Raw genomic sequence first — 23,601 nt, 5'->3', positions numbered from 1 at the left:
ATAGTATTGCTTTCTTGGAAGCTAAATCTAAGCATTTTTGACGATTAATTGGGCCGCCAATTGACTAGCACCCTTTCCGCCCAGTTTTTTCTTTAAGCTCTTATAGTCCTCCAAAATGCGTTCCCGTGCGCTTCCCTCGACTATTTTGGAAAGCTCAATTTTGATATTTTTTGAAGTTAACTCATTCTGAATCAACTCCTTGACAACTTCTTTGTCCATTATCAAGTTCACAAGTGAAATATAGTCCAAGGTTATGATTCGCTTGGCTATCTGATATGAAATCCAATTCCCTTTATAGCACACCACTTGAGGGATTTCAAAAAGGGCGGTTTCCAGGGTTGCGGTTCCGCTGGTGACCAAAGCGGCATATGAATGTTTTAAAAGCGAATAGGTGCGGTTGGATACGAAACCCACTTGGCCCTTCTTCAAGAATGGGGAATAGAAGTCATCCGATAAACTGGGAGCGCCGGCAATCACAAATTGATAATCCGGAAAATCCTTGGTCACGGAGAGCATGATGTCCAGCATCTTTTGCACCTCCTGTTTTCTGCTTCCAGGAAGCAGTGCGATAATGGGTTTTTCTTTGTCTAGGCCATTTTCTTCCCTAAATGTCGCTTCATCAATAAGGGAAGTGTTCGCCATGGCATCAAATAGGGGATGACCAACAAAATGCACGGGGTAGCCGTGCTTTTTTTCATAAAAGTCTTTTTCAAAAGGGAGAATGACATACATATGGTCGATGTCCCGTTTTATTTTTTTGATCCTACCTTCCCTTGAGGCCCATATTTGTGGGGAGATGTAGTAATTGGTTTTGTACCCCTTCTTTTTGGCCCATTTGGCAATGCGAAGGTTAAAACCTGAAAAATCAATAAATATGATTGCATCGGGACCAAAATTCTGGATGTCTTCCTTGCAGAAAGCAATGTTCTTGAAAATGGCAGGGATATTTTTAATGACTTCCAAAAAACCCATAAAAGCCATTTCCTTGTAGTGTTTGGCCAGCTCTGCGCCTGCCTGCTGCATCAAATCCCCTCCCCAACAGCGTATCTCCGCATTTTTGTCCTCTTTTTTAAGTGCCTTGATCAGATTTGAGCCGTGGAGGTCCCCAGAGGCTTCACCGGCTATAATGTAGTACTTCATGGATTGCGTTCAAGTTTCATTGCAGCTTAAAAAAACACTTTGTAACCCAAAATGATCAGTGCCGTGAGCAGGGTAGCCATCATCACTCCCCGTGCCCTTTGTTCCCTCCGTATCCGAAGAAAACCAAAAAATGCTATCAGATTCAATATGGCCCCCAGCGCCAGCAGACTGCCCAAATGACCTTGGTCAACAGCAGCCATGAATGTTTCGATAATTCCCAAATCGGAGAAAATAAGTATGTACAGCAAGGTGCCAAAACTATTTGCGATTAATCCAACAATAAAACCGATCAGGATTTCTTTCTTGTTCTTCATCAAAAATTCCAATTGTTAATTTGCGGTATGGCATGGTGTGCGGTCAGGTCAAACTGGGTGGGCACCAGGGAAACATAGCCTTGGGACAGGGCCCATTCATCCGTATCCTGGCCTCTGTCCAATAGTTCAAACTCACCGGTGAGCCAATAATAGTCCTTCCCCGATGGGCTTGTTCTTTTGTCGAACTGTTCCTTCCAATTGCCCCTGGCCTGCCTGCACACCTTGATTCCCTTTGGGGCTTCATTGGTCTTGGGTATGTTCACATTGAGCACCGTTCCTTTGGGAATGCCATTGTCCAAAGCTTCCTTGGTAATTTTCCTTACCAAAGGAACCGAGGGTTCAAAATTGGCTTCCCAGGAATAATCGCAGAGGGAAAAACCAATAGCTGGAATTCCCTCGATACCCGCTTCGATGGCCGCGCTCATGGTGCCGGAATAGATCACATTTATGGACGAATTGGAACCGTGATTGATCCCGCTCACACAGATATCGGGCTTTCTTTCCAAAATTTCACGGAGTGCCAATTTGACGCAATCCGCAGGGGTTCCACTGCAACTGTATTCGTTTGGCGCCCCTTCCATATGGTCCACGATCACCTTTTTTGAGAACAGGGTACTGTCCACTGTTATGGCATGCCCCATGCCCGATTGGGGGCTATCGGGGGCCACCACGACCACCTCGCCAAGCTCTTTCATAATGCGGATCAGGGTCCGCAATCCCGGGGCAGTTATTCCGTCATCGTTGGTAACCAAGATGAGTGGTTTTTTCATACGGTATAATTAATGGCATAAAAATACGTTTTTCAAAAGGATATGAACCTTTGTACGTTTAACAAAAAATTAAACGCAAAGCTCGGAACTGGCATGGTTTTTTCAGTATCTTAGAGATTCATTCAAACAGAAACGATGGATGGTGTGAAGGATTTTTGACGGTAAAAAGTCAAAGAATCTTGCCCCTAAAAAAAATATCATGAAAAAGAATTTCATCCTGGCACTTTTGATTATGCTCGTTGCAGTTGCCTCCTGCAGTTTCACGAACAAGTCTTTTGAGAATGATGACAAGGACAAATTGTTGTTGGACTTGATCACCTATGTTTTGGAACGCGGACACTATGAGCCCAAAGATTTGAACGACACCTTCAGTTCCAATGTTTTTGATGATTTCATCGACATAGTGGACCCCACAAAAAGATACTTTCTGCAAAGCGATGTCAGGGAGTTTGAAAAATACAGGTTCATGATCGATGATGAGATCAGGAACACGGAGATCACCTTTTTCAATGTGGTGTACCAACGTTTGATGAAACGCATGGAAGAGGCCAAGGAAATCTATAAAGAAGTCTTGGCAGAACCTTTTGACTATGCGCTTGACGAGACCATCAACATTGATTATGAAGATCAAGAGTTTGCCGCAAATAGAAAGCAACTCAAGGAACGCTGGAGAAAACAGCTAAAATACAACACACTGGCCATTTTCGAGAACAAGGTTGAGAACAAGATCGTGGAGATCCAACAGTCATCTGGGGACGAAGTGGCTTCGGTAAGCTATTCTTTTAAAGAAATCCCCACGTCGGTGGACCGGGCTTTGACAGAAGAGGAGGCACGTGAGAACACAAAAAACACACTGGATGAGTTTTTTGATTTTGTGGACGACCTAGAGCGCAAGGATTGGTTCGTACAGTACATTAATACCATTGTTGAAGAATTTGACCCCCACACCTTCTATTTTGCGCCTGATGATAAGGAGAAATTTGATATTGGAATGTCCGGAAAGTTTGAGGGCATTGGTGCCAGATTACAAAAGAAACCGGAGGGTGCCCGTATTGTCGAAATCATTTCGGGAGGCCCCGTATGGAGGGAACAAACCCTGGAAGTCGGTGACGAAATTCTGAAGGTCGGCCAAGAAGGTGAAGAACCCATCGATATTGTGGGCATGCGTTTGGACGATGCAATAAAACTTATAAAAGGGCCCAAAGGTACCGTGGTAAACCTTACCGTTAGGAAAGTGGATGGCACCATCGGGGAGGTCTCCATTACACGCGATGTGGTCGAATTGGAAGAGTCCTATGCCAAATCGGCAACAATTCAAAGAGAAGAGAACAAATACGGCTTGATAAACCTACCAAAATTCTATGTGGATTTTGAGGACTATACCGAAAGGAACGCTGCCACCGATGTGGCCAAGGAAGTTGAACGATTGAAGGAAGAAGGTGTTGAAGGCATCGTTTTGGACCTTAGGGACAATGGAGGAGGTTCATTAAAGACCGTAGTGGAAATGGCCGGATTGTTCATCAAGGACGGCCCCATTGTTCAAGTGAGGTCTTCCGGACAAAGAAAAGAGGTACACGAGGACAAGGACGAGCGCATTCAGTGGGATGGTCCGTTGGTGATTTTGGTCAACGAGCTTTCCGCATCCGCCTCGGAAATTTTGGCGGCCGCCATGCAAGATTATAAAAGGGCCGTTGTTATTGGCAGTAAGCAGACCTTTGGCAAGGGAACCGTTCAAAATGTGATTCCTTTGGACAACATTGTGCGAAGCAACGAACATGGCGATTTGGGTGCCATCAAATTGACCACCCAGAAATTCTACAGGATCAATGGAGGATCTACCCAGCTCGAAGGCGTGAAAAGTGACATTGTGGTCCCAGACCGATATAGCTACATCGATTTGGGCGAGCGCGATCAAGAAAATCCATTGGGATGGGACAAGATCACCGCAGCCGACTATAAAGTGTGGGATGGCTATATAGATTTTGAAACCACGGTGGCCAACAGTAAAAAGCGATTGGCCAATAACCCACAGATCAAATTGATCGAGGAAAATGCCAAATGGTTGAAAGAACAGCAGGATGAAACGGTAATTTCTCTAAGCTATGATGCATACGTGCAGCGGGAGGAACAGGCGAAGAAACGTTCTGAAAAATTCAAGAGCCTCAGGGATTACGATTCCAAATTGACCTTCCAGTCACTGAGGTATGAAACGGAACTGTTCACGCAAGATTCCGTATTACGTGAAAAACGCGACAGATGGCACAAGGAACTGGCCAAGGATATTTATGTGGAAGAAGCCGTCAATGTGTTGAAGGACCTGCAGTTGAACAATATCAAAAGCAGTGAGCGCAAACTGGCCAGTGTAAAAGGATAATAATACCAGTATAAAAAATGAAAAGGCCGACTTGACAAAGTCGGCTTTTTAGTTTCTGGAGATGCTTAGTTTTGTAAACAAATCCCGTCAATTTGAAGAATAGAACACTGTATACCCTTTTGTTTGTCCTTTGTGTGGTTGGATTTTGGATTTTCGAGAACTTTTATACCCCAGCTTCATATTCCAATCCAAATCCGAAAAATACCGAGGGGCCAGAAACCGAGCTACTGCCAAGTTCCACAACGGGGATGGTGGTAAAACACCAACACTATATGCTTTCCTATAATGAGCCCTATGAACAGGCCGAATGGGTATTCTATAAACTCCAAAAAGATCATTTGACCTACGATGACCGAGAGCGTCCCCACTTCATTGAAGATCCAAAGGTAAAGACCAAGTCTGCCGATTGGCGAAACTACCGAGGCTCTGGGTACGACCGGGGGCATTTGTGTCCGGCCGGGGACCGTCGTTTTTCAGAATATGCCTATAACGAGACTTTTTACACCAGCAATATTGTGCCGCAGGACCGGGATTTTAATGCGGGTATCTGGAACCGTCTGGAACAACAGGTGCGCTCCTGGTGCAAAAAATACGGCGAGCTTACCATTATAACAGGAGGGATTTTGGAAGAGGGATTGGAGGAAATTGGACAGGAAGATGTGGACGTGCCCAAGGCTTTTTATAAGATAGTTGTTAGGGAAAACAACCATGCATCAAAAATTGTGGCCTTTATTATTCCGCATCGCGAGAGCACATTGCCGCTCAATGCTTTCTTGGTCCCTATTGATGAGATAGAAAGGAGGACAGGGATTGATTTCTTTGAAAAAAAACCATCGACCTGGCAAGAAACATTTGAAACCGAGGTTAAAAGTAAGGGTTGGAAATTCTAAATGCCATCCTTTAGGCGATTGGAATCCAATTTTAGGAAAACGAAGAGCAGCATGGAAAAAAAGATCAGTCCGGAGCCGCCGTAACTGAAAAACGGAAGCGGGACACCGATTGTGGGCAAGAGTCCGATCACCATGCCTATATTGATGAAATAATGGAACAATAAAATGGAAATGACCCCATACCCAAACATCCGGTTGAACTCACTCTTTTGCCGCTCAGCGAGGTGGATCAACCTTAAAAAGAAGATCGTGAATAGAAGAATTACCGTGCCGGTACCTACAAATCCCCATTCCTCTCCCACCGAACTGAAAATATAATCGGTGTGCTGTTCCGGAACAAAATCCCCTTTGGTCCGTGTGCCCTCCAGAAATCCTTTCCCAAAAAAACCTCCGGATTCAATGGCCTTTTCAGATTGATAGGTATTGTACCCGATTGTTTTTCGGATTTCTTCCAGCTTGCTTTCATCTTTTTCCAAACTTAGCCAAAGGGCAAAACGATCACGGTGCCGTTGTTCAAAAACATTTTCATAAACAAAATTGACCGATAGGGAATACAGCACCGCAACCACAATGATGCCCAAAACCGGAATGAATGGAATTTTTGTGGATGCCTTTTTAAAAGTGTATACCAATACGGTCAACACTGCCAGACCAATGGCTACCCATACCGTGCCAAACATCAAGGTGGTGGCAAACAGGATTACCAAGAACAACAAAATGGCCAAATAATACAGGGGAAACCCTTCCCTGAAGAGCACGAAAAAAAGTGAAAAATAGATCAGGGCACTCCCTGGATCGGGTTGGGGCAGGATCAAAAGTGCGGGCAATAGGATAATAATCACAGCAAACAGCTGATGCTTAGGCTTTTTGATATCGGTTTGGATATCACTTAAGAATTTGGCCAGGGCCAGGGCCGTGGCCACCTTGGCCAGCTCTGAGGGTTGTAGGTTAAAAAAACCGAGGTCGTACCACGAAGTTGCACCAGCAATGGTTCTCCCGAAGGGAAAAAGCCCCAGCAGCAATACGATGGATATGATATAGAAAATGGACGCAAAGCGTTCAAAAAAGTTGGTTTCTATAAAAAGCACCAAAAGCACACCCGAAATGGCCATGCCAATGAACAAAAGTTGCTTCCCATATAGCGTGGAGAAATCAAAAATGGAAAGGTTTGGATCACTTAAGGTGGTAGAATAAATGTTTACCCACCCAATCAGCACCAAAAACAAATAAAGAAAAACAGTAAGCCAATCTATCCTTCCAAAGAGTCCCCTACCAGACATATTCGTTTATATTGAAAGGTTCGCCACTGAATGGTTTGGCGTATTCATGCTCCAAAGTCTTCTCCAACATACGCTTTTCCAAATCTTTTCTGGTGATTTCTCCCTTGATGTACTTTTCAATCAAAAGAGAGGCGATGTGGCCAGCGTAGCGCGCGCCGTAATATCCGTTTTCAATGTATACCGCCAATGCAATCTGGGGATTCTCAACAGGGGCAAAGGCCACAAAGATGGAGTGATCCGTAAGCTGCATCCGTTCCCCGTTTATACGGACAAAATTTTCCACCGTTCCCGTTTTTCCCGCAATTTCAATCTCGGGAACCTGAAGCCATTTGGCCGTACCATATTTGTACACATTGGCCATACCCTCAATAATTGGCTCAAAATGCTTCCGATTTATGGTGGTGTAGTTGGGTTCGGTATATCTCGGGTCTATGGCACCTTTGTTGCCAACACTTTTTATGACATGTGGTGTGTAATAATATCCGCGATTGGCAATGGCAGCCGTCATGTTGGCCAATTGCAATGGTGTAGCGGCCACTTCTCCCTGGCCAATGGCATTGGAAATAATGAAAGAAGATGCCCATCTATTATCGCCATAGGCCCTGTCGTAGTAGGCTTTATCGGGAATTCTTCCAGGTCTTCCTGTGGGAAGGTCTGAGCCTAGATATCCGCCAAGGCCAAAACTCTTCATGTGTTTTTCCCACACATCCATGCCTTCATCCGTTGTGGGGTATTTTGAATAGATTTTTCTAAATGTGCCTGCAAAGTAAGCGTTGCAGGAGCGAAATATGCCAGTGTTCATGTCCCGAGTACCGCCTCCGCAATGACATCCTCGCAATGTACTGCCCACATAAAACCCATGGTAACATTTAAATGTGGTGCTTGGCTCTATAACCCCTTCCTGAAGCGCCACCAGTGCATTGAGTATTTTAAAAGGCGATCCCGGAGAGGGTTCGGCCAAAATGGAGCGGTCCCAAGTTGGTTTTGAAATGGTATCGTAGTGCAGGGTACTGTAATTATTGGAACGTTGGCGACCCACTAAAAGAGAGGGATCATATGTGGGTCCTGAAATCATGGCCAAAATCTCGCCCGATTTGGGTTCCAAGGCCACAATCCCCCCACGTTTGCCATGCATCAATCCCTCGCCATATTCTTGAAGGGCCTTGTCCACCGTGATCTGGATTTCCTTTCCCTGTTCGGGCAAAGTATCCAACTTACCATCTTTATAGGGGCCTATATCCCTATTGAAACGATCTTTTTGAATGAATTTGACCCCTTTCCGGCCCCTCAAAATCTCTTCATATTGTTTTTCAATCCCTGTCCGGCCCTTCAGTTCGCCCGCACGGTAGTAAGGATTGTTTTTAAGGTCCCATTCCCCAACTTCGCTTATGTATCCCAACACATTGGCGGCACTGTTGGTCGCATAGTAGCGCAAAGATCTTTTTTGAATATAAAAACCTTCAAAATGGCGCATTTTTTCCTGAAGACGGGCATAATCCTCTTTGGAGAGCTGGTGCACCAACACCGAAGGAAGCCTGGGAGAGTAAATCCGGGCCTTTTCCATTTTCTCCACAAAGGTGTTCTTATCAATTCCCAAGAGGCCGCAAAACTCCAAAGTGTCCAATGGCTTAACCTCCCTGGGGATAACCATTACATCATAGGCAGGTTGGTTCCCGACCAGTAATTCGCCGTTTCGGTCATAAATATAGCCACGCTCTGGGTAATCGTAAATGGCCTTGATGGCGGGATCCTCAAAAGTTTGGTCCGGAGAAAAGCGAAAAAGCTGCAAATAGGAAAGTCTCCCAATAAAGGTGAATCCTATAATAACGATAATGGAAGATAAAAGGAGTTTTTTCATTAATGCACAAATTTAGGGCTCCTAACCTATTTTACTTAACGAAAAATGAACTTTTTTATTCGCGGGCAGGACTAAAAAGTGAACTGAAAAGCACACAGAACACTAAGGTAACAATACCAATTGAAAAAACCTTTTTCAGAATGAGCAATACATGGGAGAAACTAAGAATTTCCAACGAAAAGAAAACGGTATGGTGCAAAAGGACCACCAATGCCAAAAAGGTGACCCGCTGCACTTTGGTGGTGTTCTTGAAACTAAAGTTTTGGAATTCGTAGTTCACACCAAAGCAGAAACGCATGATCACTGGTCGTGCATAGGCTATGGTGAGCGATGCTATGGCGTGTAGGGCCAAGGTGTCGGAAAAAATATCTATGATGAAACCCAAAAGAAACGCAGTGAGCATGAAAATTGCCCTATTGCCCTTGATGGGATACCAATAGAAAAATATGACATATACCATCGGGTTGATGGAATCCAAAAACCCCAACGTATTGAAAATCAATACCTGGGCCAAGACCAAAAGCACAAAACGGACGATATTTAGGAGCACTGTGCTATTCATCCAAGGTAATTGCTTCCAAGGTTTTGATCTCTTGCCGGTTTTTGTTCATGATCAAGTACACATTCTTGATGTTTGCCATATCATTAAAAAGTTCCACATCGATGTTGTAGAAACTTTTGGAGGTATTAAGATCATATTTTTTGATGACCCCAATTGGAATATTTTCAGGGAAAATACTGGACATGGCTCCGGTGACAATGGTATCTCCAACCACAAGGGGAACCAATCTGGGGATATCGACCAACTGGACCACTTTGTAATCCTCGGCATTCCAGATCAATGATCCAAAAAAGTTGGTGTTCTTTATTTTCGCGTTGATGTTGGATTTTGTGTTCAGCACACTTTGCACGGTTGCAAAATTTTTGGAAACATTTTCCACGATGCCCAAAATGCCTTTCGTGGTGATCACACCCATATCTTGGACCACACTATCTTTCCTGCCACGATCAATGGTCAGGTAATTTCTTGGGGAGGCGAAGCTGTTCTTTATCAGATTGGCACTCATCACTTCAAAATCGATTGCGGTGGTGTCCAAAAGCAGGGCACCGGATGTCTCCATGTTGAAAAGCATCCTTCGCAATTGTTCATTTTCGTTTACCAATCTTTGGTTTTCTTCCCTGAGCCCAAAATAGAATGAAACATTGGCGCCGGTTTGATAAATATTGCCAGTGAGCCACTTGGAAGAATTAAAAAACTTGGATTGATGATAGGAGTGCGAACGAACGGTGATCACCAAAGAGACCAACAATAGAAATCCATAAAGAAAGGCATTTCTATTGTTTAGAATAAAATTGATGATGCGTTGCATGTCATCTAAATTAGTAAGAAAGCCCAAACGCACGTGATCAGGTCGGGCACAATACAGTAATCTGCTCTATTTGATCAAAATGCTCTTGTAGCGCTCCAGGTTTTTAAGGGCAATTCCGGTTCCCCGAACCACCGCCCTCAAAGGATCCTCTGCGATATACACGGGCAAGTCCGTTTTTTGGGACAATCTGCGATCTAGTCCCCTGAGCATGGAACCACCACCTGCCAAATAAATTCCGGTATTGTAAATATCCGCGGCTAGTTCCGGAGGGGTTTGCGACAAGGTTTCCATTACGGCATCTTCCACCCTGAGGATACTCTTATCAAGTGCCTTGGCTATTTCCCTGTATGAAACGTGGACCTGTTTTGGCTTTCCTGTCAAAAGATCCCTTCCTTGAATCGATTTGTCATCCGGGGGGGATTTAAGATCCTCTGTGGCCGAACCAATTTCTATTTTAATGGCTTCTGCGGTAGTTTCACCCACATACAGGTTATGCTGGGTGCGCATATAATAAATGATATCGTTGGTGAACACGTCACCCGCAATCTTAACCGATTTGTCACACACAATCCCACCCAAGGCGATAACCGCAATTTCTGTGGTTCCACCACCAATGTCCACAATCATGTTTCCTTTGGGCTGCATAATGTCCAATCCAATACCTATAGCCGCTGCCATGGGTTCATGGATAAGGTACACTTCCTTACCATTCACCCGCTCGGCCGATTCGCGCACAGCGCGCATTTCCACTTCGGTGATTCCTGAAGGGATACAAATTACCATGCGCAATGCAGGCGGGAACCATTTTTTCTTCAGGGCCGGAATGTTTTTGATGAACATGTTGATCATCTTCTCCGAAGCATCGAAATCGGCGATCACCCCGTCTTTCAAGGGCCTAATGGTCTTTATGTTTTCATGGGTCTTGCCCTGCATCATGTTAGCCTCACGGCCCACAGCTATAATTTTTCCGGATATACGGTCCCTGGCCACAATCGAAGGGCTGTCCACAACTACTTTGTCCATGTGGATGATCAGGGTGTTTGCCGTACCGAGGTCAATGGCAATTTCCTCGGTCATGAAATCAAAAAATCCCATAAAAACTTCAGTTTTTTGAGTTAGCGCAAAAATTATCGGCTAATGTACTAAAATTAATGCTTAAAATGTCTTGTGCCGGTCATTACCATGGCAATTCCGTTCGCGTTGCAGTAATCAATGCTCAATTGGTCCTTTATGGACCCACCCGGCTGAATGACGCTTTTTATGCCTGCCTTGTGGGCAATCTCCACACAATCGGGAAAAGGGAAGAAAGCATCACTGGCCATGACGGCGCCATCCAAATCAAAATTGAAAGACTTTGCTTTATGGATGGCCTGGTTCAGGGCATCTACACGAGAGGTTTGCCCGGTGCCACTCGCACAGAGTTGTTTGTTTTTTGCCAGAACAATGGTATTGCTCTTGGTATGCTTGCACAATTTGGAGGCGAACAATAAATCTTCAATTTCCTGTGTCGACGGTTTTTTATCTGTCACATTTTGCAAATCTGCTTTGGAATCGGTCTTAAAATCTTTATCCTGTACCAATACACCGTTAAGGCAGGTCCGCACCAAAGTTTCCGGTAATGCAACATCGTTTTGAACAAGAATTATGCGGTTCTTTTTGCCTTTAAGGATTTCCAGCGCTTCGTTTGAATAACTTGGGGCAATCACCACTTCGCAGAACAGCTCATGGATTTCCTTGGCGGTCCCAGCATCAATTTCAACATTGGAAATCAAAATTCCACCAAAGGCTGAAACGGGATCGCCGGCCAAGGCATCCAGGTATGCCTGTTTGATGGTGGTGCGGGTGGCAAGGCCACAAGCGTTGTTATGCTTCAGGATGGCAAAGGTGGGATCATCGTGTTTGAACTCTTCCATGAGATTAACCGCGGCATCCACGTCCAAAAGGTTGTTGTAGGAGAGTTCCTTGCCATGTAGTTTGGTGAACATGGCCTCAAAATCTCCAAAGAAATATCCTTTTTGATGAGGGTTTTCACCGTAACGCAGTATTTGTCCCTTGGTTTCGCTGATCTTGAGGGCCACTTCTCCCTGATTCTTGTTAAAGTAATTGAAAATGGCCGTATCGTAATGCGAGGAAACGTTGAACGCCTTTGAAGCAAAACGCTTTCGGTCGTCCAAAGTGGTTGAGCCATTTCCTTTGGAAATGACGTTCAGGAAATCGCCATAATCCTCCATGGAAGAAACACAGAGTACATCCTTGAAGTTTTTGGCCGCTGCCCTGATCAGTGAAATGCCCCCGATATCTATTTTTTCGATTATGTCTTGCTCTGAAGCACCGCTGGCCACAGTTTTTTCGAAAGGATATAGGTCTACGATTACAATGTCCAACTGCGGGATATTGAACTCGTCCATCTGGGCCACATCACTTGCGTTGTCCTGCCTATTGAGGATCCCTCCAAACACTTTGGGGTGCAATGTTTTCACGCGCCCCCCCAAGATGGAAGGGTAGCTCGTTACTTCTTCCACGGGCACCACATCGATGCCCAGGTCGCGGATAAACTTTTCCGTTCCCCCCGTGGAGTACAGGGTTACACCAAGTTCATCAAGTTTTTTTACAATAGGTTCAAGACCGTCTTTATGGAATACAGAAATTAATGCAGCGGAGGCTTTTTTGGCAGAGCTCATTGGGTGTCTTAAAAATCAGTTTCTTAAGCACACAAAAGTAATTTTTTTGTCACTATTAAATTGGAAGGGTTATCAACAAAATGGCATTAGTTTTACAGAATTTCGGCCACTTTGCTGTTGATGAACTCCAGAAAGCGCTCGTCTTCCTCTGTAAATGGATCTGGGGTATTGGAATCAATGTCGATTTGACCCACATTCTCACCATTGACAAATAGGGGGACCACTATCTCGGCTTTGACCGTTATGCTGCAGGCTATGTAGTTGTCCTGGGCCGAGACATCGGGCACCACAAAATTCTTGTTGCTTACGGCAACCTGACCGCAAATGCCTTTCCCAAAGGGAATAATGGTATGGTCCGTTGGCGCTCCGGCATATGGGCCCAGTTTGAGTTCTTCCCTGTCACCATTTTTAAAATAGAAGCCTACCCAGTCGTAGTATGGAATTTCTTCACGAAGTAATTCACATAGTACCTGTAAGCGATTATCCGTAGGGCTCTGCTCATCATTAAAGATTTGTTGTGCCCTTTCTTTGAGAAGCTTGAAGTCTTTCGCCATTTGTTTGCGGTTATCTCTTGATCAATATGATGTGCAAATCTATTCAAAAGTTATGATTTGGTATTCTGAAATCAAAGCCCCGTCCTCCGTAAAACCTTCCACATAGACTTTGGCTCCATTTTGTTCCAAGCAAGGGACCATGAATTTGGCCTCTCCATTTTCATCCGTGTTAAGCTGGTTTTCCCAATGGAGCGTACCGTACGACCTGAATTTTTGGGTGGATACGGATGCATACTGCGGATTATAGAACTCTTTTGGCCTTTGAAAACCTTGTGTGGCCATAAATGACGCGAAACGCTCTTTGGTTTTTTCACCAACATAGCTTCCATATTTTCTATAAATGTATATTACCGGCCTGTTTCCCATTTCGATGGGCTGATGCGTATAGTAAATCTCATCTATACCTGCAGAGTTTGAATTTAAAAGATTCGGAGGAAGATTGAATATATTTCTGGATGGATTGAACATCTCTATACCATCAATTATAACTATTGGAGCACCAATATTGGGAGCGCCAGGCTTGGGAAGTATGATCCCTTCTCCTAAAGGAGAAATCATAGTCCGGTAACCCAAATTCTGAAGGACCAACTGCAAAGTAGGCCTTTTCTTGACTTCATCTTCGGTAATCTTTAACCCATCAAAAATGGCTTCGCTTACCCCCACCGGTTTATGAACGAGCTTTTTTTCGAATTTTTCTTCGGTGACTGTTACCCCTTTAAGGGGTATGATTTTATCATCAATAAAAAAATCCTGATCGGACAGTAAGTATTCTTCTTCCTCCTTATTGCCTATAGTTCCCCTAGTCTGCGTGTTTAAAAAAACTTCTGAAAGTGTCATTTTTGAATCTTCATGTGGAGCTGTGATTTCCGCGGTAATTTTGGGTTCTTCCGTCTTATTGCGTTTATTGAGCAAAGTTGCGAACACCTCCTCACCCTTGTGAAGTACTATGTTCTTTATCTGGAATTCTTTGTTATTGTCAACCTCGGCTTGATATACCTGCGGATGGCTTTTTTGGTATATGGCTAGAAATCTATCCTTGCCAGCTTCGGCGTTCAGTACTTTGCCTCTTAGTTGAAAACCATGTTCGTAAGGAAAACTTTGCACAGGGGGCTCGCCAAAGATTCCCGACCAGTCATATCTACTCCAACCCTGGGTGAGCAGTAGGTTGTCAAGTTCATATTTTTTTATCCTATCCAGATTTTTCAAATATTCTGTTACATTTCGTATTGGGCCTTTTATGTATGGTTGAATCAAAAAGGCCGAAATTATGGATTGATCGGGATACATGGATTCGGCTTCTTCGGGGAGCACTGATACACTAAGTCTTGCTTTAGCTTGCGTTTTTGAAAACAGGTTGATTTTCAGTCCTACAGAATCTTTTTTTCCAAAATCGGGAATTTTCGATATCGAAGCCCTTGTTGTGTTGAGGTTGGTCTCATTGAAAATCAATCGTTCCAAAATTGGATTGAGATTATGATCAAAGACAGTTATAATGTTCATGCCCTTCAACAACTTATCCTTTGAGACCAAAATGGAATGTTCACTATCATTGAACTGAAATGCATTCAGTGTTAGTATACCATCCCTGTGTATTGCAACAAAGTAGTCTTTTCCTCTAATATGGTCCAATGTTCGTTCATTGGTCTTTAATAAGATGGCCACTTTGTCATCAAATAGATTATTTACCGAAAGTGTAACGCCTTGGGCTTCAGCCTTCCCTAGTTTCGCCCACATTTTTTTTCCATTTTTTCCCTCTCCCTCCACAAAATATTCCTGGTTCGATAACGGAATAAACTCAAACTTACCAATCCCTTCCTTGTTGGTCTGTATCGATTGGACCAATACGGCCCCATCCTTGGATAAGAGGCTTAAGGTCTTCGGAGTATCAGATTTTTGAAGGTTCACCAGTTTTAAGCCAATAGTATTGACCGTATTGGCAACCAAATGCCCCCCCTCCGGCATTAGTTCAATACTATTTTCGAAAGCAACAGCCTCTGATTGTGAATGCTGCACAGTCTCCCTATAGGCTCCAACTAGTTCCAAAGGTGCTGTAAATGAATCGTCTTCTTTGAAGTTTTTCATCCATGTGGTTCTTGCCTTTAGAAAAATCCTTTCTCCCTGAATAGCGCTAGAAAGCTCAATATGACCTGAACCTATACCGTTGACCACATTAATCATCATGTCTTCAATTATTTTGCCTGTTTCATCAAATAGCGCACAGATCAAGTTGGTGTCTTCTGATATGGGAACGCTCCCCTTTCTATCATATAAATAGGCTGTGAACCAAATAATCTCACCAGGCAGGTATGCGGTCTTATTCGTGTGGACAAATAGGGTTTCCCTGGGTAAGTTGAAATAGTTTTCATAAGAGTCCAACACTTGGTTCAATGTATTTTGTGCGAATATGGTTGTTGCAACAAAACTGAAGAGGAGAAGTGGAATTTTTCTTTTCATAAGTATTTTTATACAAGATATTGTGATGGAATCATTTTTGGTGTTTAGAAAAAGTTAAATACGAATTAATGGGCTTCAAAACAAGAAGTTATAATTTACCAAAATCCCAATGTTTGGTTAACACCCCACTATGTCTTCCTGAAAATCGTAATTTTACCTTCATGAAAAAAGGCTTTCATCCTAGTGTGTCGGTTTTTTTGGCACTAATGGTGCTACTCTCCACAGTTTCTTGGACCGTGGACAAGCATCTCTGTATGGGAAAGGTAATGGACCTATCCTTCTTTGTAAGTGCTAAGGACTGTGCCACGGAGGCTGCAATGGACGCCTTGGAGGATGAATTGGACCAGAACGGCTGCTGTGAGGATGAATCCTTCACCTTAAAAGGTCAAGATGATCTGAAATTTTCGTGGTCCGATCTGGATGTGGAGCAGCAGATTTTCCTAGTGGCTTTTTTGCGGTTCCATTTGGAATTATTCCTTCTCCTTGAACAACTTCCTGTTGCCAATGATAAATATCCGCCGCCCATGTTGGTCATGGATATCCATGTTTTGGATCAGGTCTTCCTTATTTGATGTATTGAACTTTTTGGTTTGCCCTTTTCTTTTAAATAAAAAGGGCTTGGCTTTTTACACTGGTTCAATTTGATTCAATACAACATGAAATACTTTATAATACTATTTTTTTGGTTTCCAACCATCATTGCTGCCCAAGAAGAAATCACGGGTATGGTCATGGAGGCCAATACCGAGAACAAACACTTGGGGCTCTCAGGGGCCAACGTATATTGGCAAAACTCCCCCATAGGGACCATTACCAAGGAAGATGGAACCTTTGCCATTCCTTATTCCGTTAAATACAACAAACTGGTAATCAGTTATGTTGGTTTTCAGTCTGATACGCTTACAGTAAACGAACCCAGAATGATCCACCATTGGTTGGTTCCCTCCAATCAGTTGGATGAAGTGGTCGTGGAACAAGAACGGGAAGCGGTTGAAAAGACCCTGTTTTCTTCACAGAATGTGGTAACCATAAACAGTGAAGAGCTTTTGAAGGCTGCTTGCTGCAACCTTTCCGAAAGCTTTGAGACCAACCCTGCCATCGATGTCAATTTCAATGATGCACTCACGGGAACAAGACAAATAGAAATGCTCGGCCTTACAAGTCCCTATTTGTTGATTACCCAAGAAAATATACCCATGGTGAGAGGGGCATCCCAATCTTTTGGACTCACTTTTACCCCAGGGACCTGGGTGGAGAGCATCCAGATCACCAAAGGTGCGGGTAGTGTTGTCAATGGGTACGAGAGCATATCAGGACAGATAAATACCGAACTCCAAAAACCGCTCACCGACTTCCCCATTTTTGTTAACGGTTATGCCAACATGAACGGGCGCTTGGAACTGAACACCCATATCAATACCAAGTTGTCCGAAAAGTGGAGTACCGGCCTTTATTTGCACGGCAACCGAAGGGATATTGAAGTTGACGAAAACGACGATGCCTTTTTGGATACCCCATTGGCAAACCAAATAAATATAATGAACCGTTGGCAGTACCAAAACCCTGAGAAGGGATGGGTGAGTTTTCTCAACATTCGGTTTTTGAATGATGAAAAACAATTGGGGCAGACCAGTTTTGATCCAGATACGGACCGCTTCACTACCAATGCATGGGGAAGCGAAATAGATACGCGTAGGTTTGATGGTTCATTGAAACTGGGCTATGTTTTCCCGGAATTGCCTTTCCAGAGTTTGGGCTTTCAGGCTTCCTACAGCGACCATGAGCAGGACTCGTATTATGGATTCAACACCTATGCCATTGACCACGAGAGTTTCTATTCCAATTTGATTTTCAACTCCATTTTAGGAAATACCAAGCACAATTTCAAAACAGGGATTGCCGTTGCCTATGATGGGTACGACGAATCGGTGAGCGGACAGCCATTCTCAAGGACAGACCGGTCTGCTGGCGCCTTTTTTGAGTACAGCTACACCAATTTGGAAAAATTGAGCCTCACGGCAGGGCTCAGGTTCGATACACACAATAGACTGGGCAATTTTTTTACACCCAGGTTGCATGTTCGTTATACACCATGGGAAAAGGCCAGCCTAAGAGGTTCCTTTGGATTGGGGCGAAGGGCGGCCAATATTTTTGCTGAAAACCAAAGAATGTTCGCTTCCGCAAGAAACATCCAACTTATTGGAAACGGAGGAAATATTTACGGATTTGATCCAGAGAAGGCGGTTAATTTCGGTTTCGGATTCATACAAAAATTTCTATTGTTTGAACGCCCAGGAGATTTTTCAATGGATTTTTATAGAACTGATTTTGAAAACCAAGTAGTGGTCGATTGGGAAAACCCTAGAGAGGTCAGGTTCACCAATTTGGACGGCAAAAGTTTTGCCAACAGCCTTCAGGTAGAATTGAACCACGAGATTATACCGAGGGTTGAGCTCAGGACCGCTTATAAATATTATGATGTGAAAACTGATTTTCAAATAGGACTGTTGCAGAAACCGCTTCAGGCAGAGCATCGTTATTTTGCCAATTTGGGATATAACACCGCTCCAAGGGAGAATGGATCGCAATGGCGGTTTGATTATACCCTGCATGTCTTGGGACAACAGCGGTTACCCAGTACCGACACCAATCCAGCGAAGTTGCAATTGGAAGATTTTGTAGACGGTTACTCGCTGATGAACGCACAGGTGACCAAGGTTTTTTCCAATAAATTCGAGGTATATGTCGGGGGCGAGAATTTGACTAATTTTATGCAACCCAATCCCATTTTGGGAGCGGACGACCCTTTCGGAACAAATTTTGACACTACCATTGTGTACGCACCAATTTTTGGAAGAATGCTCTATATGGGCTTTAGATTTAAATCCTGAATATTAAATACCTATAAAGATGAAGACACGCCTTTTAATTATAATATGTTTTTTGGGTTCCATGATGGGCATGGCGCAACAAAAGAATAAGAAAATGGCCTTCGAGGTGGATGGCAAATGCGAAATGTGCAAGGTGCGCATTGAAAAAGCGGCCCTGAACGTGCCCGGGGTCAAGTATGCCCTTTGGGACATTCCCACACACCAATTGTCGCTTGTGGTGGATGAACGGAAAACGAACCCGATGGAGATAAAAATGGCATTGGCCGAAGTGGGCCACGACACCAAGGAACTGAAGGCCACCCAAGAAGCCTATGATGGGATACATCCTTGCTGTAAATACAGGGAAGATGACACTGACGACAGCAAACACCATCAAATGAAACACTAGATGAAGCATATATATTCAATAACCGGGATGACATGTCAAAACTGTGTGGCCTCGGTGCAGGAAAAATTGTCACAGGTTGATGATGTTCAAGAGGTACAAGTGAATTTGGAAAAAGGTGAGGCTGAAATTGTTATGGCTAAGCACGTTCCCCTTCAAAAGCTGAGATCCTCCTTGCCCGAAAAATACGGCATCAGCGAGAAAGGTAATCATGCTATGGAAATGTCCTTTCCAAAGGAAGAATCAAAATGGATGCAGCTACGACCCCTCTTTTTGATTTTTGCCTACCTATTTGCAGCAGCATTTTTGTTGCATTACAAAGATTGGAACTTGTCCGAGGCCATGCTGGATTTCATGGGACTGTTCTATATTGTGTTCAGTTTCTTCAAGTTCTTGGATTTGAAAGGCTTTCCCGATAGCTTCCGTATGTATGATCCATTGGCAAAAATGGTTCCTGCCTATGGCTGGGTTTATCCCTTTATTGAGTTGGGCCTGGGGCTATTGTTTTTGAGGCGCATACAGGTTCAGTTTGCATTGATTGCCACGATAGTCATATTGGGGATCACCACCTTTGGCGTGACCAAAACTTTGTTGGACAAGAAAAGTATCCGTTGCGCATGTCTGGGAACCGCACTCAATCTTCCCATGACGGAGGCTACCTTTATTGAGAATGCCATCATGTTGGTCATGGCTTTTTGGATGCTGTTGATATAAAAAAACCGCACCAATTGGTGCGGTCTTTTATTGTTGTTTCCCAAAAGATTACATCATTCCTGGCATACCTCCACCCATTGGAGGTCCGGCTGGCGTATCTTCTTTAATGTCGGTCAATGCGCATTCGGTGGTCAAGATCATACCAGCCACGGAAGCGGCGTTCTCCAAAGCAATCCTAGTTACTTTCTTGGGATCGATGATTCCCGCTTGCAACATGTCCACATATTTGTCGGCTTTGGCATCGTAACCATAGTCTTTTTTGCCTTCCATTACTTTGGCAATCACCACGGAACCTTCGCCCCCGGCATTCTCCACAATGGTTCGCAAGGGAGATTCGATTGCTTTGGCAACGATCTGTACCCCAGTGGTTTCATCAAGGGAGTCAGTTGCCAATTTTTCTAGCACTTTTTTGGCTCGAACCAAGGCAACACCTCCACCGGCAACAATACCTTCTTCCACGGCAGCGCGTGTAGCATGAAGCGCATCGTCAACACGGTCTTTTTTCTCCTTCATTTCAACTTCGGATGCAGCACCAACGTACAATACAGCGACACCACCGGCCAATTTGGCCAAACGCTCTTGAAGTTTTTCCTTGTCGTAGTCCGAGGTAGTGGTTTCAATCTGTGATTTGATTTGGTTTACCCGTGCCTTGATGTCAGAAGCTTTTCCGGAACCATTGACGATAGTGGTATTGTCCTTGTCGATGGTTACGGTTTCTGCGGTACCCAACATATCCAAAGAAGCATTTTCCAAAGAGAAGCCTCGTTCCTCTGAAATTACAGTTCCACCGGTCAAGATGGCGATATCTTCCAACATGGCCTTTCTTCTGTCACCAAAACCAGGAGCTTTTACGGCTGCGATCTTCAAGCCACCCCTTAATTTGTTTACGACCAAAGTGGCCAATGCCTGACCTTCCACATCTTCGGCAACGATCAATAAGGGTCTTCCGGATTGAGCAACGGGCTCAAGGATGGGAAGAATTTCCTGTAGGTTGGAGATTTTCTTGTCGAAAAGAAGAATGTAAGGACTCTCCAGATCAGCAATCATTTTGTCAGTATCGGTAACGAAGTAGGGAGAAAGGTAGCCCCTGTCAAACTGCATACCTTCAACCACATCCACATAAGTGTCAGTGCCCTTTGCTTCCTCAACAGTGATGACGCCTTCTTTGCCCACTTTGTCAAAAGCAGTGGCTATAAGGTCTCCAATGGTCTCGTCGTTGTTTGAAGAAATGGCGGCAACTTGTTTGATTTTATCGGAATCGTTACCAACTTTTTTGGCTTGTTTTTCAAGATCGCCCACTATGGCTTCCACGGCTTTGTCAATACCGCGCTTCAAATCCATGGGGTTTGCTCCGGCCGCAACGTTTTTCAATCCTTCCTTTACAATGGCCTGTGCCAAAACGGTAGCTGTGGTGGTACCGTCACCAGCCTGATCGTTGGTTTTGGAAGCTACTTCCTTCACCATTTGCGCTCCCATATCCTCAAGTGGGTCTTCCAATTCAATTTCCTTGGCCACCGTCACCCCATCTTTGGTGACCTGCGGTGCCCCGAAGGATTTGCTGATGATTACATTACGTCCCTTAGGGCCCAATGTCACTTTGACCGCTTCAGCCAATTTGTCGACACCCCTTTTTAGGCCATCACGTGCATCTATATCGAACTTAATATCTTTTGCCATTTTCTAGTTGATTTTTTTGAATTAAACAATTGCTAAAATGTCGCTTTCGCGCATGATCAAATAATCCACACCGTCCAGTTTCAACTCGGTACCGGCATATTTTCCGTATAGGACCATATCGCCAACTTTTACAGTGATCGGTTCATCCTTGGTACCTGGACCTACCGCTACCACCTTTCCCTTTTGGGGCTTTTCCTTTGCAGTATCTGGAATAATGATACCTGAAGCTGTCTTGGTCTCGGCTGCTGCAGGTTCCACAAGAACCCTATCAGCCAATGGTTTGATATTTACTTTAGCCATATTTTTAATTTTTAGGTATTTGTTTTTAAAATTCTCCAATCATGTTGGCAGAAATTATGCCATTGCCCAAAAACTGACATTCTGGAAAGCAAAAATGCCAGCTTGTCATTCAAACTGGCATTTTGGATGCTTGTTGTTCATTATATCAATTGATGGTATCCGCTGGGTTTGCCGTATTGTCTGCAGGAGGAAGTTGTTCTGGCACTTCTTCCGGCACCGTTGTTTCGGTATCATCACCCTGGAGCAATTTGGATTCCGCTTGACTGTAGCTTCCTTTTAAGGATACGTTGGACAGTAAGATCAACACGATCAATAATGTGGCAAGGGTCCAGGTGCTTTTATCCAAAAAGTCCCCGGTTTTCTTAACACCACCCACAATCTGGTTGCCACCTCCACCAAATGAGGAGGAAAGCCCACCACCTTTGGGATTTTGGACCATAATGACCAAAACCAACAAAAGGCATACAATAATGATCAGGATCAAAAAAATGGTAAATGTGCTCATTGCTTAATTCAATCTTTTTCGTTCTGCAGCTTTTTCACCGCCTGAATTTGGTCTGCAAAGAAACCACTTTTTTCTGGATATTTCAAACGCAAAATTTTGAATGCCTGAATGGCTTTTTTGTACTTTTTTTGCTCCAGATACACCTTGGCCAAAGTTTCGGTCATCAGCTCATTTTTGTCAATTTTGGTCGACTCCTTGATGTTCACTTTTGCCTTGATTTTTTCCGTTGGCAAAATCTTGGGGTTGTTCTCGATGAACTTGTCCAACAGATCAAACTTTTGCTTTTTTTCCAGCCTTTCTTCCGGCGAGCTTTCGGGAGTTGCCATTTTTTTCTTGTTGGTCAGTTGCAGCCACTCGGTAAAGGAGTGTTTTTCCTTTTTGGTAAACGGAAGCGGCTTTCCCAACTGTAGGTCTTCCTCGGGATCGGGTTCTTTAGCGACTGTGGAAGCCTCCGAGGAATCCTCTGGGTTTTTTGAACTGAAGAGCTTTGGATTCAGGATTTTTTCGGCATCATGGATGTTCTGTGGCAGCGCTTCTTCGGATTCCCCTTGAATGGTTGCCGCTTCGGGATTGGGTTCAATTTCCTCAGAAACTGCATTTTGATCCTCCAGTTTGGCCGTTTTGCCTGAGATGGTATCCGCTATGTTGTTTTGCACAAATTCTTGGGAAGTGATATAATCAAAAAGCGTGTCCCGATCTGCGGTATAGGCGGCAGTGACCTTAAGGGCATTGTTGTATTTATAGCTGTCCAAGTTTTTTAGGCCCTTCAAGTGCAGCGCCCTTGCAGCTTGAAAGTAGGGATATTCCTCCAATATGTCCTCAAGTTCCCTGGTCTGCTGGGGGGACAGTATGGTGTTCGATTTGTTCAGAATATGTAAAAAATCGGATACGTTCATGGGACTACCAATTTCCAAGTGAGGCGTTAAAAATATCCTGGGTCAAACGTTCAAAGATTTCCTCGTGTGCCTGGGCCTGGACCGAAGTTAAGGAGGATGCGGCGTCAAAATCAAAAAAGAAGGAAAAACGGCGCTCAAAATCGGCATCGTCCTTGGTTTTGTTAAAAAAACGCACGTTCACACCCATGGTAAGTCGGTTTTGGGCGGTACGCTGGTCAGCGGTGGCCGTCATGGGCACCACCTTGTATTCCACAATTTCACCCTCGTACAACAGATCTCCATTGCTTCCGGTTAGGGAAAGGCTCGTGAGATTGAGGATAAGATCTTGCAGTGCCAATGTAAAATCCCGGTCCAGCCCTGGTTCAATGGTTGACCCGGGTGTTTGATCGGCATAATTCTGGAAAAAGTTAACCTGAAAGGTTTCCGCGGTGCCAATGTCGGCACCTGAAAAATTGTATGCCCCACAGCCGTAAAAAGATAGTATCAATCCCAGTATTCCAATTTTCAACCTGTGTCTTTTCATTAATATCATGCTTATGGAACGATGG

Annotated in this window: 22 protein-coding genes; 6 read left to right on the top strand and 16 right to left on the bottom strand. The window is 44.1% G+C overall.

The annotated features are described in order from the left end of the window. Positions 1-27 precede the first annotated feature (27 nt). The 3 genes from lpxB to surE are packed head-to-tail and all read right to left on the bottom strand — an operon-like array spanning position 28 to position 2,224. On the bottom strand, positions 28-1,140 hold the full coding sequence (gene lpxB / locus K7G75_RS00640) for a lipid-A-disaccharide synthase (RefSeq protein ID WP_222981717.1): 1,113 nt from the start codon (positions 1,138-1,140) through the stop codon (positions 28-30). A 26-nt stretch (positions 1,141-1,166) separates the two neighbouring features. Further along, positions 1,167-1,454 carry a hypothetical protein gene (locus tag K7G75_RS00635; RefSeq protein WP_222981715.1) on the bottom strand — a complete coding sequence of 96 codons (288 nt, stop codon included), beginning with the start codon at positions 1,452-1,454 and terminating at the stop codon, positions 1,167-1,169. Next, positions 1,454-2,224: a 5'/3'-nucleotidase SurE gene (gene surE / locus K7G75_RS00630; RefSeq protein ID WP_222981713.1), complete on the bottom strand. Its 771-nt coding sequence runs from the start codon at positions 2,222-2,224 to the stop codon at positions 1,454-1,456. Before surE ends, K7G75_RS00635 begins: the two co-directional genes overlap by 1 nt. A 199-nt stretch (positions 2,225-2,423) precedes the next feature. Here surE and K7G75_RS00625 point away from each other — a divergent pair, with 199 nt between their 5' ends. Both K7G75_RS00625 and K7G75_RS00620 read left to right on the top strand, forming a co-directional pair. Beyond that, positions 2,424-4,598 (top strand): carboxy terminal-processing peptidase, encoded by a 2,175-nt coding sequence (locus K7G75_RS00625; RefSeq protein WP_222981711.1) that lies wholly within the window; start codon positions 2,424-2,426, stop codon positions 4,596-4,598. A gap of 92 nt (positions 4,599-4,690) precedes the next feature. After that, on the top strand, positions 4,691-5,488 hold the full coding sequence (locus K7G75_RS00620) for a DNA/RNA non-specific endonuclease (protein ID WP_222981709.1): 798 nt from the start codon (positions 4,691-4,693) through the stop codon (positions 5,486-5,488). On the opposite strand, the gene rodA is transcribed toward K7G75_RS00620, so the two are convergent. From rodA to K7G75_RS00580, 8 genes are all read right to left on the bottom strand, one after another. Further along, on the bottom strand, positions 5,485-6,768 hold the full coding sequence (gene rodA / locus K7G75_RS00615; RefSeq protein WP_222981707.1) for a rod shape-determining protein RodA: 1,284 nt from the start codon (positions 6,766-6,768) through the stop codon (positions 5,485-5,487). The genes K7G75_RS00620 and rodA overlap by 4 nt on opposite strands. Then, positions 6,758-8,626: a peptidoglycan D,D-transpeptidase FtsI family protein gene (locus tag K7G75_RS00610; RefSeq protein ID WP_222981705.1), complete on the bottom strand. Its 1,869-nt coding sequence runs from the start codon at positions 8,624-8,626 to the stop codon at positions 6,758-6,760. The genes rodA and K7G75_RS00610 overlap by 11 nt, the downstream gene beginning before the upstream one ends. A 55-nt stretch (positions 8,627-8,681) precedes the next feature. Beyond that, entirely contained in the window at positions 8,682-9,188 is a 507-nt protein-coding gene (locus K7G75_RS00605; RefSeq protein ID WP_222981702.1) for a rod shape-determining protein MreD, read from the bottom strand. Continuing rightward, positions 9,181-9,996 (bottom strand): rod shape-determining protein MreC, encoded by an 816-nt coding sequence (gene mreC / locus K7G75_RS00600; protein WP_222981695.1) that lies wholly within the window; start codon positions 9,994-9,996, stop codon positions 9,181-9,183. The genes K7G75_RS00605 and mreC overlap by 8 nt, the downstream gene beginning before the upstream one ends. 66 nt (positions 9,997-10,062) lie before the next feature. Continuing rightward, positions 10,063-11,091 carry a rod shape-determining protein gene (locus K7G75_RS00595; RefSeq protein ID WP_222981692.1) on the bottom strand — a complete coding sequence of 343 codons (1,029 nt, stop codon included), beginning with the start codon at positions 11,089-11,091 and terminating at the stop codon, positions 10,063-10,065. 53 nt (positions 11,092-11,144) lie between these two features. Beyond that, the gene (purH, locus tag K7G75_RS00590) at positions 11,145-12,677 is read right to left on the bottom strand and encodes a bifunctional phosphoribosylaminoimidazolecarboxamide formyltransferase/IMP cyclohydrolase (RefSeq protein ID WP_222981684.1); all 1,533 of its coding nucleotides are present in this window, start codon (positions 12,675-12,677) and stop codon (positions 11,145-11,147) included. Between the two features lie 92 nt (positions 12,678-12,769). Continuing rightward, on the bottom strand, positions 12,770-13,231 hold the full coding sequence (locus K7G75_RS00585; protein ID WP_222981682.1) for a GAF domain-containing protein: 462 nt from the start codon (positions 13,229-13,231) through the stop codon (positions 12,770-12,772). A 39-nt stretch (positions 13,232-13,270) separates the two neighbouring features. Further along, a complete protein-coding gene (locus tag K7G75_RS00580) occupies positions 13,271-15,685 on the bottom strand; it encodes a hypothetical protein (protein ID WP_222981681.1) in 2,415 nt (804 codons plus the stop codon). 161 nt (positions 15,686-15,846) lie between these two features. Here K7G75_RS00580 and K7G75_RS00575 point away from each other — a divergent pair, with 161 nt between their 5' ends. From K7G75_RS00575 to K7G75_RS00560, 4 genes are all read left to right on the top strand, one after another. Beyond that, positions 15,847-16,257: an HYC_CC_PP family protein gene (locus tag K7G75_RS00575; RefSeq protein ID WP_262420212.1), complete on the top strand. Its 411-nt coding sequence runs from the start codon at positions 15,847-15,849 to the stop codon at positions 16,255-16,257. 84 nt (positions 16,258-16,341) lie between these two features. After that, positions 16,342-18,576: a TonB-dependent receptor gene (locus K7G75_RS00570; protein WP_262420211.1), complete on the top strand. Its 2,235-nt coding sequence runs from the start codon at positions 16,342-16,344 to the stop codon at positions 18,574-18,576. A 19-nt stretch (positions 18,577-18,595) separates the two neighbouring features. Further along, on the top strand, positions 18,596-18,964 hold the full coding sequence (locus K7G75_RS00565; RefSeq protein ID WP_222981679.1) for a heavy-metal-associated domain-containing protein: 369 nt from the start codon (positions 18,596-18,598) through the stop codon (positions 18,962-18,964). Beyond that, on the top strand, positions 18,965-19,675 hold the full coding sequence (locus K7G75_RS00560) for a heavy-metal-associated domain-containing protein (protein ID WP_222981677.1): 711 nt from the start codon (positions 18,965-18,967) through the stop codon (positions 19,673-19,675). Positions 19,676-19,723: 48 nt separating this feature from the next. Here K7G75_RS00560 and groL read toward each other — a convergent pair whose 3' ends face one another. From groL to K7G75_RS00535, 5 genes are all read right to left on the bottom strand, one after another. Then, positions 19,724-21,352 carry a chaperonin GroEL gene (gene groL / locus K7G75_RS00555; RefSeq protein WP_222981675.1) on the bottom strand — a complete coding sequence of 543 codons (1,629 nt, stop codon included), beginning with the start codon at positions 21,350-21,352 and terminating at the stop codon, positions 19,724-19,726. Positions 21,353-21,373: 21 nt separating this feature from the next. Next, on the bottom strand, positions 21,374-21,652 hold the full coding sequence (locus tag K7G75_RS00550) for a co-chaperone GroES (RefSeq protein WP_166523534.1): 279 nt from the start codon (positions 21,650-21,652) through the stop codon (positions 21,374-21,376). 145 nt (positions 21,653-21,797) lie between these two features. Continuing rightward, positions 21,798-22,157, bottom strand: coding sequence for a preprotein translocase subunit SecG (gene secG / locus K7G75_RS00545; RefSeq protein WP_222981673.1), 360 nt, complete (start codon positions 22,155-22,157; stop codon positions 21,798-21,800). Positions 22,158-22,165: 8 nt separating this feature from the next. Then, the gene (locus tag K7G75_RS00540; protein WP_222981670.1) at positions 22,166-23,053 is read right to left on the bottom strand and encodes a hypothetical protein; all 888 of its coding nucleotides are present in this window, start codon (positions 23,051-23,053) and stop codon (positions 22,166-22,168) included. A 4-nt stretch (positions 23,054-23,057) separates the two neighbouring features. Then, positions 23,058-23,576, bottom strand: a complete 519-nt coding sequence (locus K7G75_RS00535) for an LptE family protein (RefSeq protein ID WP_222981668.1) — start codon at positions 23,574-23,576, stop codon at positions 23,058-23,060. Positions 23,577-23,601: the final 25 nt, after the last annotated feature.

The sequence above is a fragment of the Flagellimonas meishanensis genome (genome assembly GCF_019880545.1).
Classification (GTDB): Bacteria; Bacteroidota; Bacteroidia; order Flavobacteriales; family Flavobacteriaceae; genus Flagellimonas; species Flagellimonas meishanensis.
This window is presented reverse-complemented; position numbering and strand designations above follow the sequence as displayed.

Excerpts from the sequence above, each read along its gene's own strand:
- lpxB (WP_222981717.1), bottom strand. The coding sequence starts at position 1,140 with ATGAAGTACTACATTATAGCCGGTGAAGCCTCTGGGGACCTCCACGGC.
- K7G75_RS00605 (WP_222981702.1), bottom strand. The coding sequence starts at position 9,188 with ATGAATAGCACAGTGCTCCTAAATATCGTCCGTTTTGTGCTTTTGGTC.
- mreC (WP_222981695.1), bottom strand. The coding sequence starts at position 9,996 with ATGCAACGCATCATCAATTTTATTCTAAACAATAGAAATGCCTTTCTT.
- K7G75_RS00595 (WP_222981692.1), bottom strand. The coding sequence starts at position 11,091 with ATGGGATTTTTTGATTTCATGACCGAGGAAATTGCCATTGACCTCGGT.
- surE (WP_222981713.1), bottom strand. The coding sequence starts at position 2,224 with ATGAAAAAACCACTCATCTTGGTTACCAACGATGACGGAATAACTGCC.
- K7G75_RS00550 (WP_166523534.1), bottom strand. The coding sequence starts at position 21,652 with ATGGCTAAAGTAAATATCAAACCATTGGCTGATAGGGTTCTTGTGGAA.
- K7G75_RS00560 (WP_222981677.1), top strand. The coding sequence starts at position 18,965 with ATGAAGCATATATATTCAATAACCGGGATGACATGTCAAAACTGTGTG.
- K7G75_RS00580 (WP_222981681.1), bottom strand. The coding sequence starts at position 15,685 with ATGAAAAGAAAAATTCCACTTCTCCTCTTCAGTTTTGTTGCAACAACC.
- rodA (WP_222981707.1), bottom strand. The coding sequence starts at position 6,768 with ATGTCTGGTAGGGGACTCTTTGGAAGGATAGATTGGCTTACTGTTTTT.
- purH (WP_222981684.1), bottom strand. The coding sequence starts at position 12,677 with ATGAGCTCTGCCAAAAAAGCCTCCGCTGCATTAATTTCTGTATTCCAT.
- groL (WP_222981675.1), bottom strand. The coding sequence starts at position 21,352 with ATGGCAAAAGATATTAAGTTCGATATAGATGCACGTGATGGCCTAAAA.
- K7G75_RS00575 (WP_262420212.1), top strand. The coding sequence starts at position 15,847 with ATGAAAAAAGGCTTTCATCCTAGTGTGTCGGTTTTTTTGGCACTAATG.
- K7G75_RS00570 (WP_262420211.1), top strand. The coding sequence starts at position 16,342 with ATGAAATACTTTATAATACTATTTTTTTGGTTTCCAACCATCATTGCT.
- K7G75_RS00565 (WP_222981679.1), top strand. The coding sequence starts at position 18,596 with ATGAAGACACGCCTTTTAATTATAATATGTTTTTTGGGTTCCATGATG.
- K7G75_RS00610 (WP_222981705.1), bottom strand. The coding sequence starts at position 8,626 with ATGAAAAAACTCCTTTTATCTTCCATTATCGTTATTATAGGATTCACC.
- K7G75_RS00535 (WP_222981668.1), bottom strand. The coding sequence starts at position 23,576 with ATGAAAAGACACAGGTTGAAAATTGGAATACTGGGATTGATACTATCT.
- K7G75_RS00625 (WP_222981711.1), top strand. The coding sequence starts at position 2,424 with ATGAAAAAGAATTTCATCCTGGCACTTTTGATTATGCTCGTTGCAGTT.
- K7G75_RS00540 (WP_222981670.1), bottom strand. The coding sequence starts at position 23,053 with ATGAACGTATCCGATTTTTTACATATTCTGAACAAATCGAACACCATA.
- secG (WP_222981673.1), bottom strand. The coding sequence starts at position 22,157 with ATGAGCACATTTACCATTTTTTTGATCCTGATCATTATTGTATGCCTT.
- K7G75_RS00635 (WP_222981715.1), bottom strand. The coding sequence starts at position 1,454 with ATGAAGAACAAGAAAGAAATCCTGATCGGTTTTATTGTTGGATTAATC.
- K7G75_RS00585 (WP_222981682.1), bottom strand. The coding sequence starts at position 13,231 with ATGGCGAAAGACTTCAAGCTTCTCAAAGAAAGGGCACAACAAATCTTT.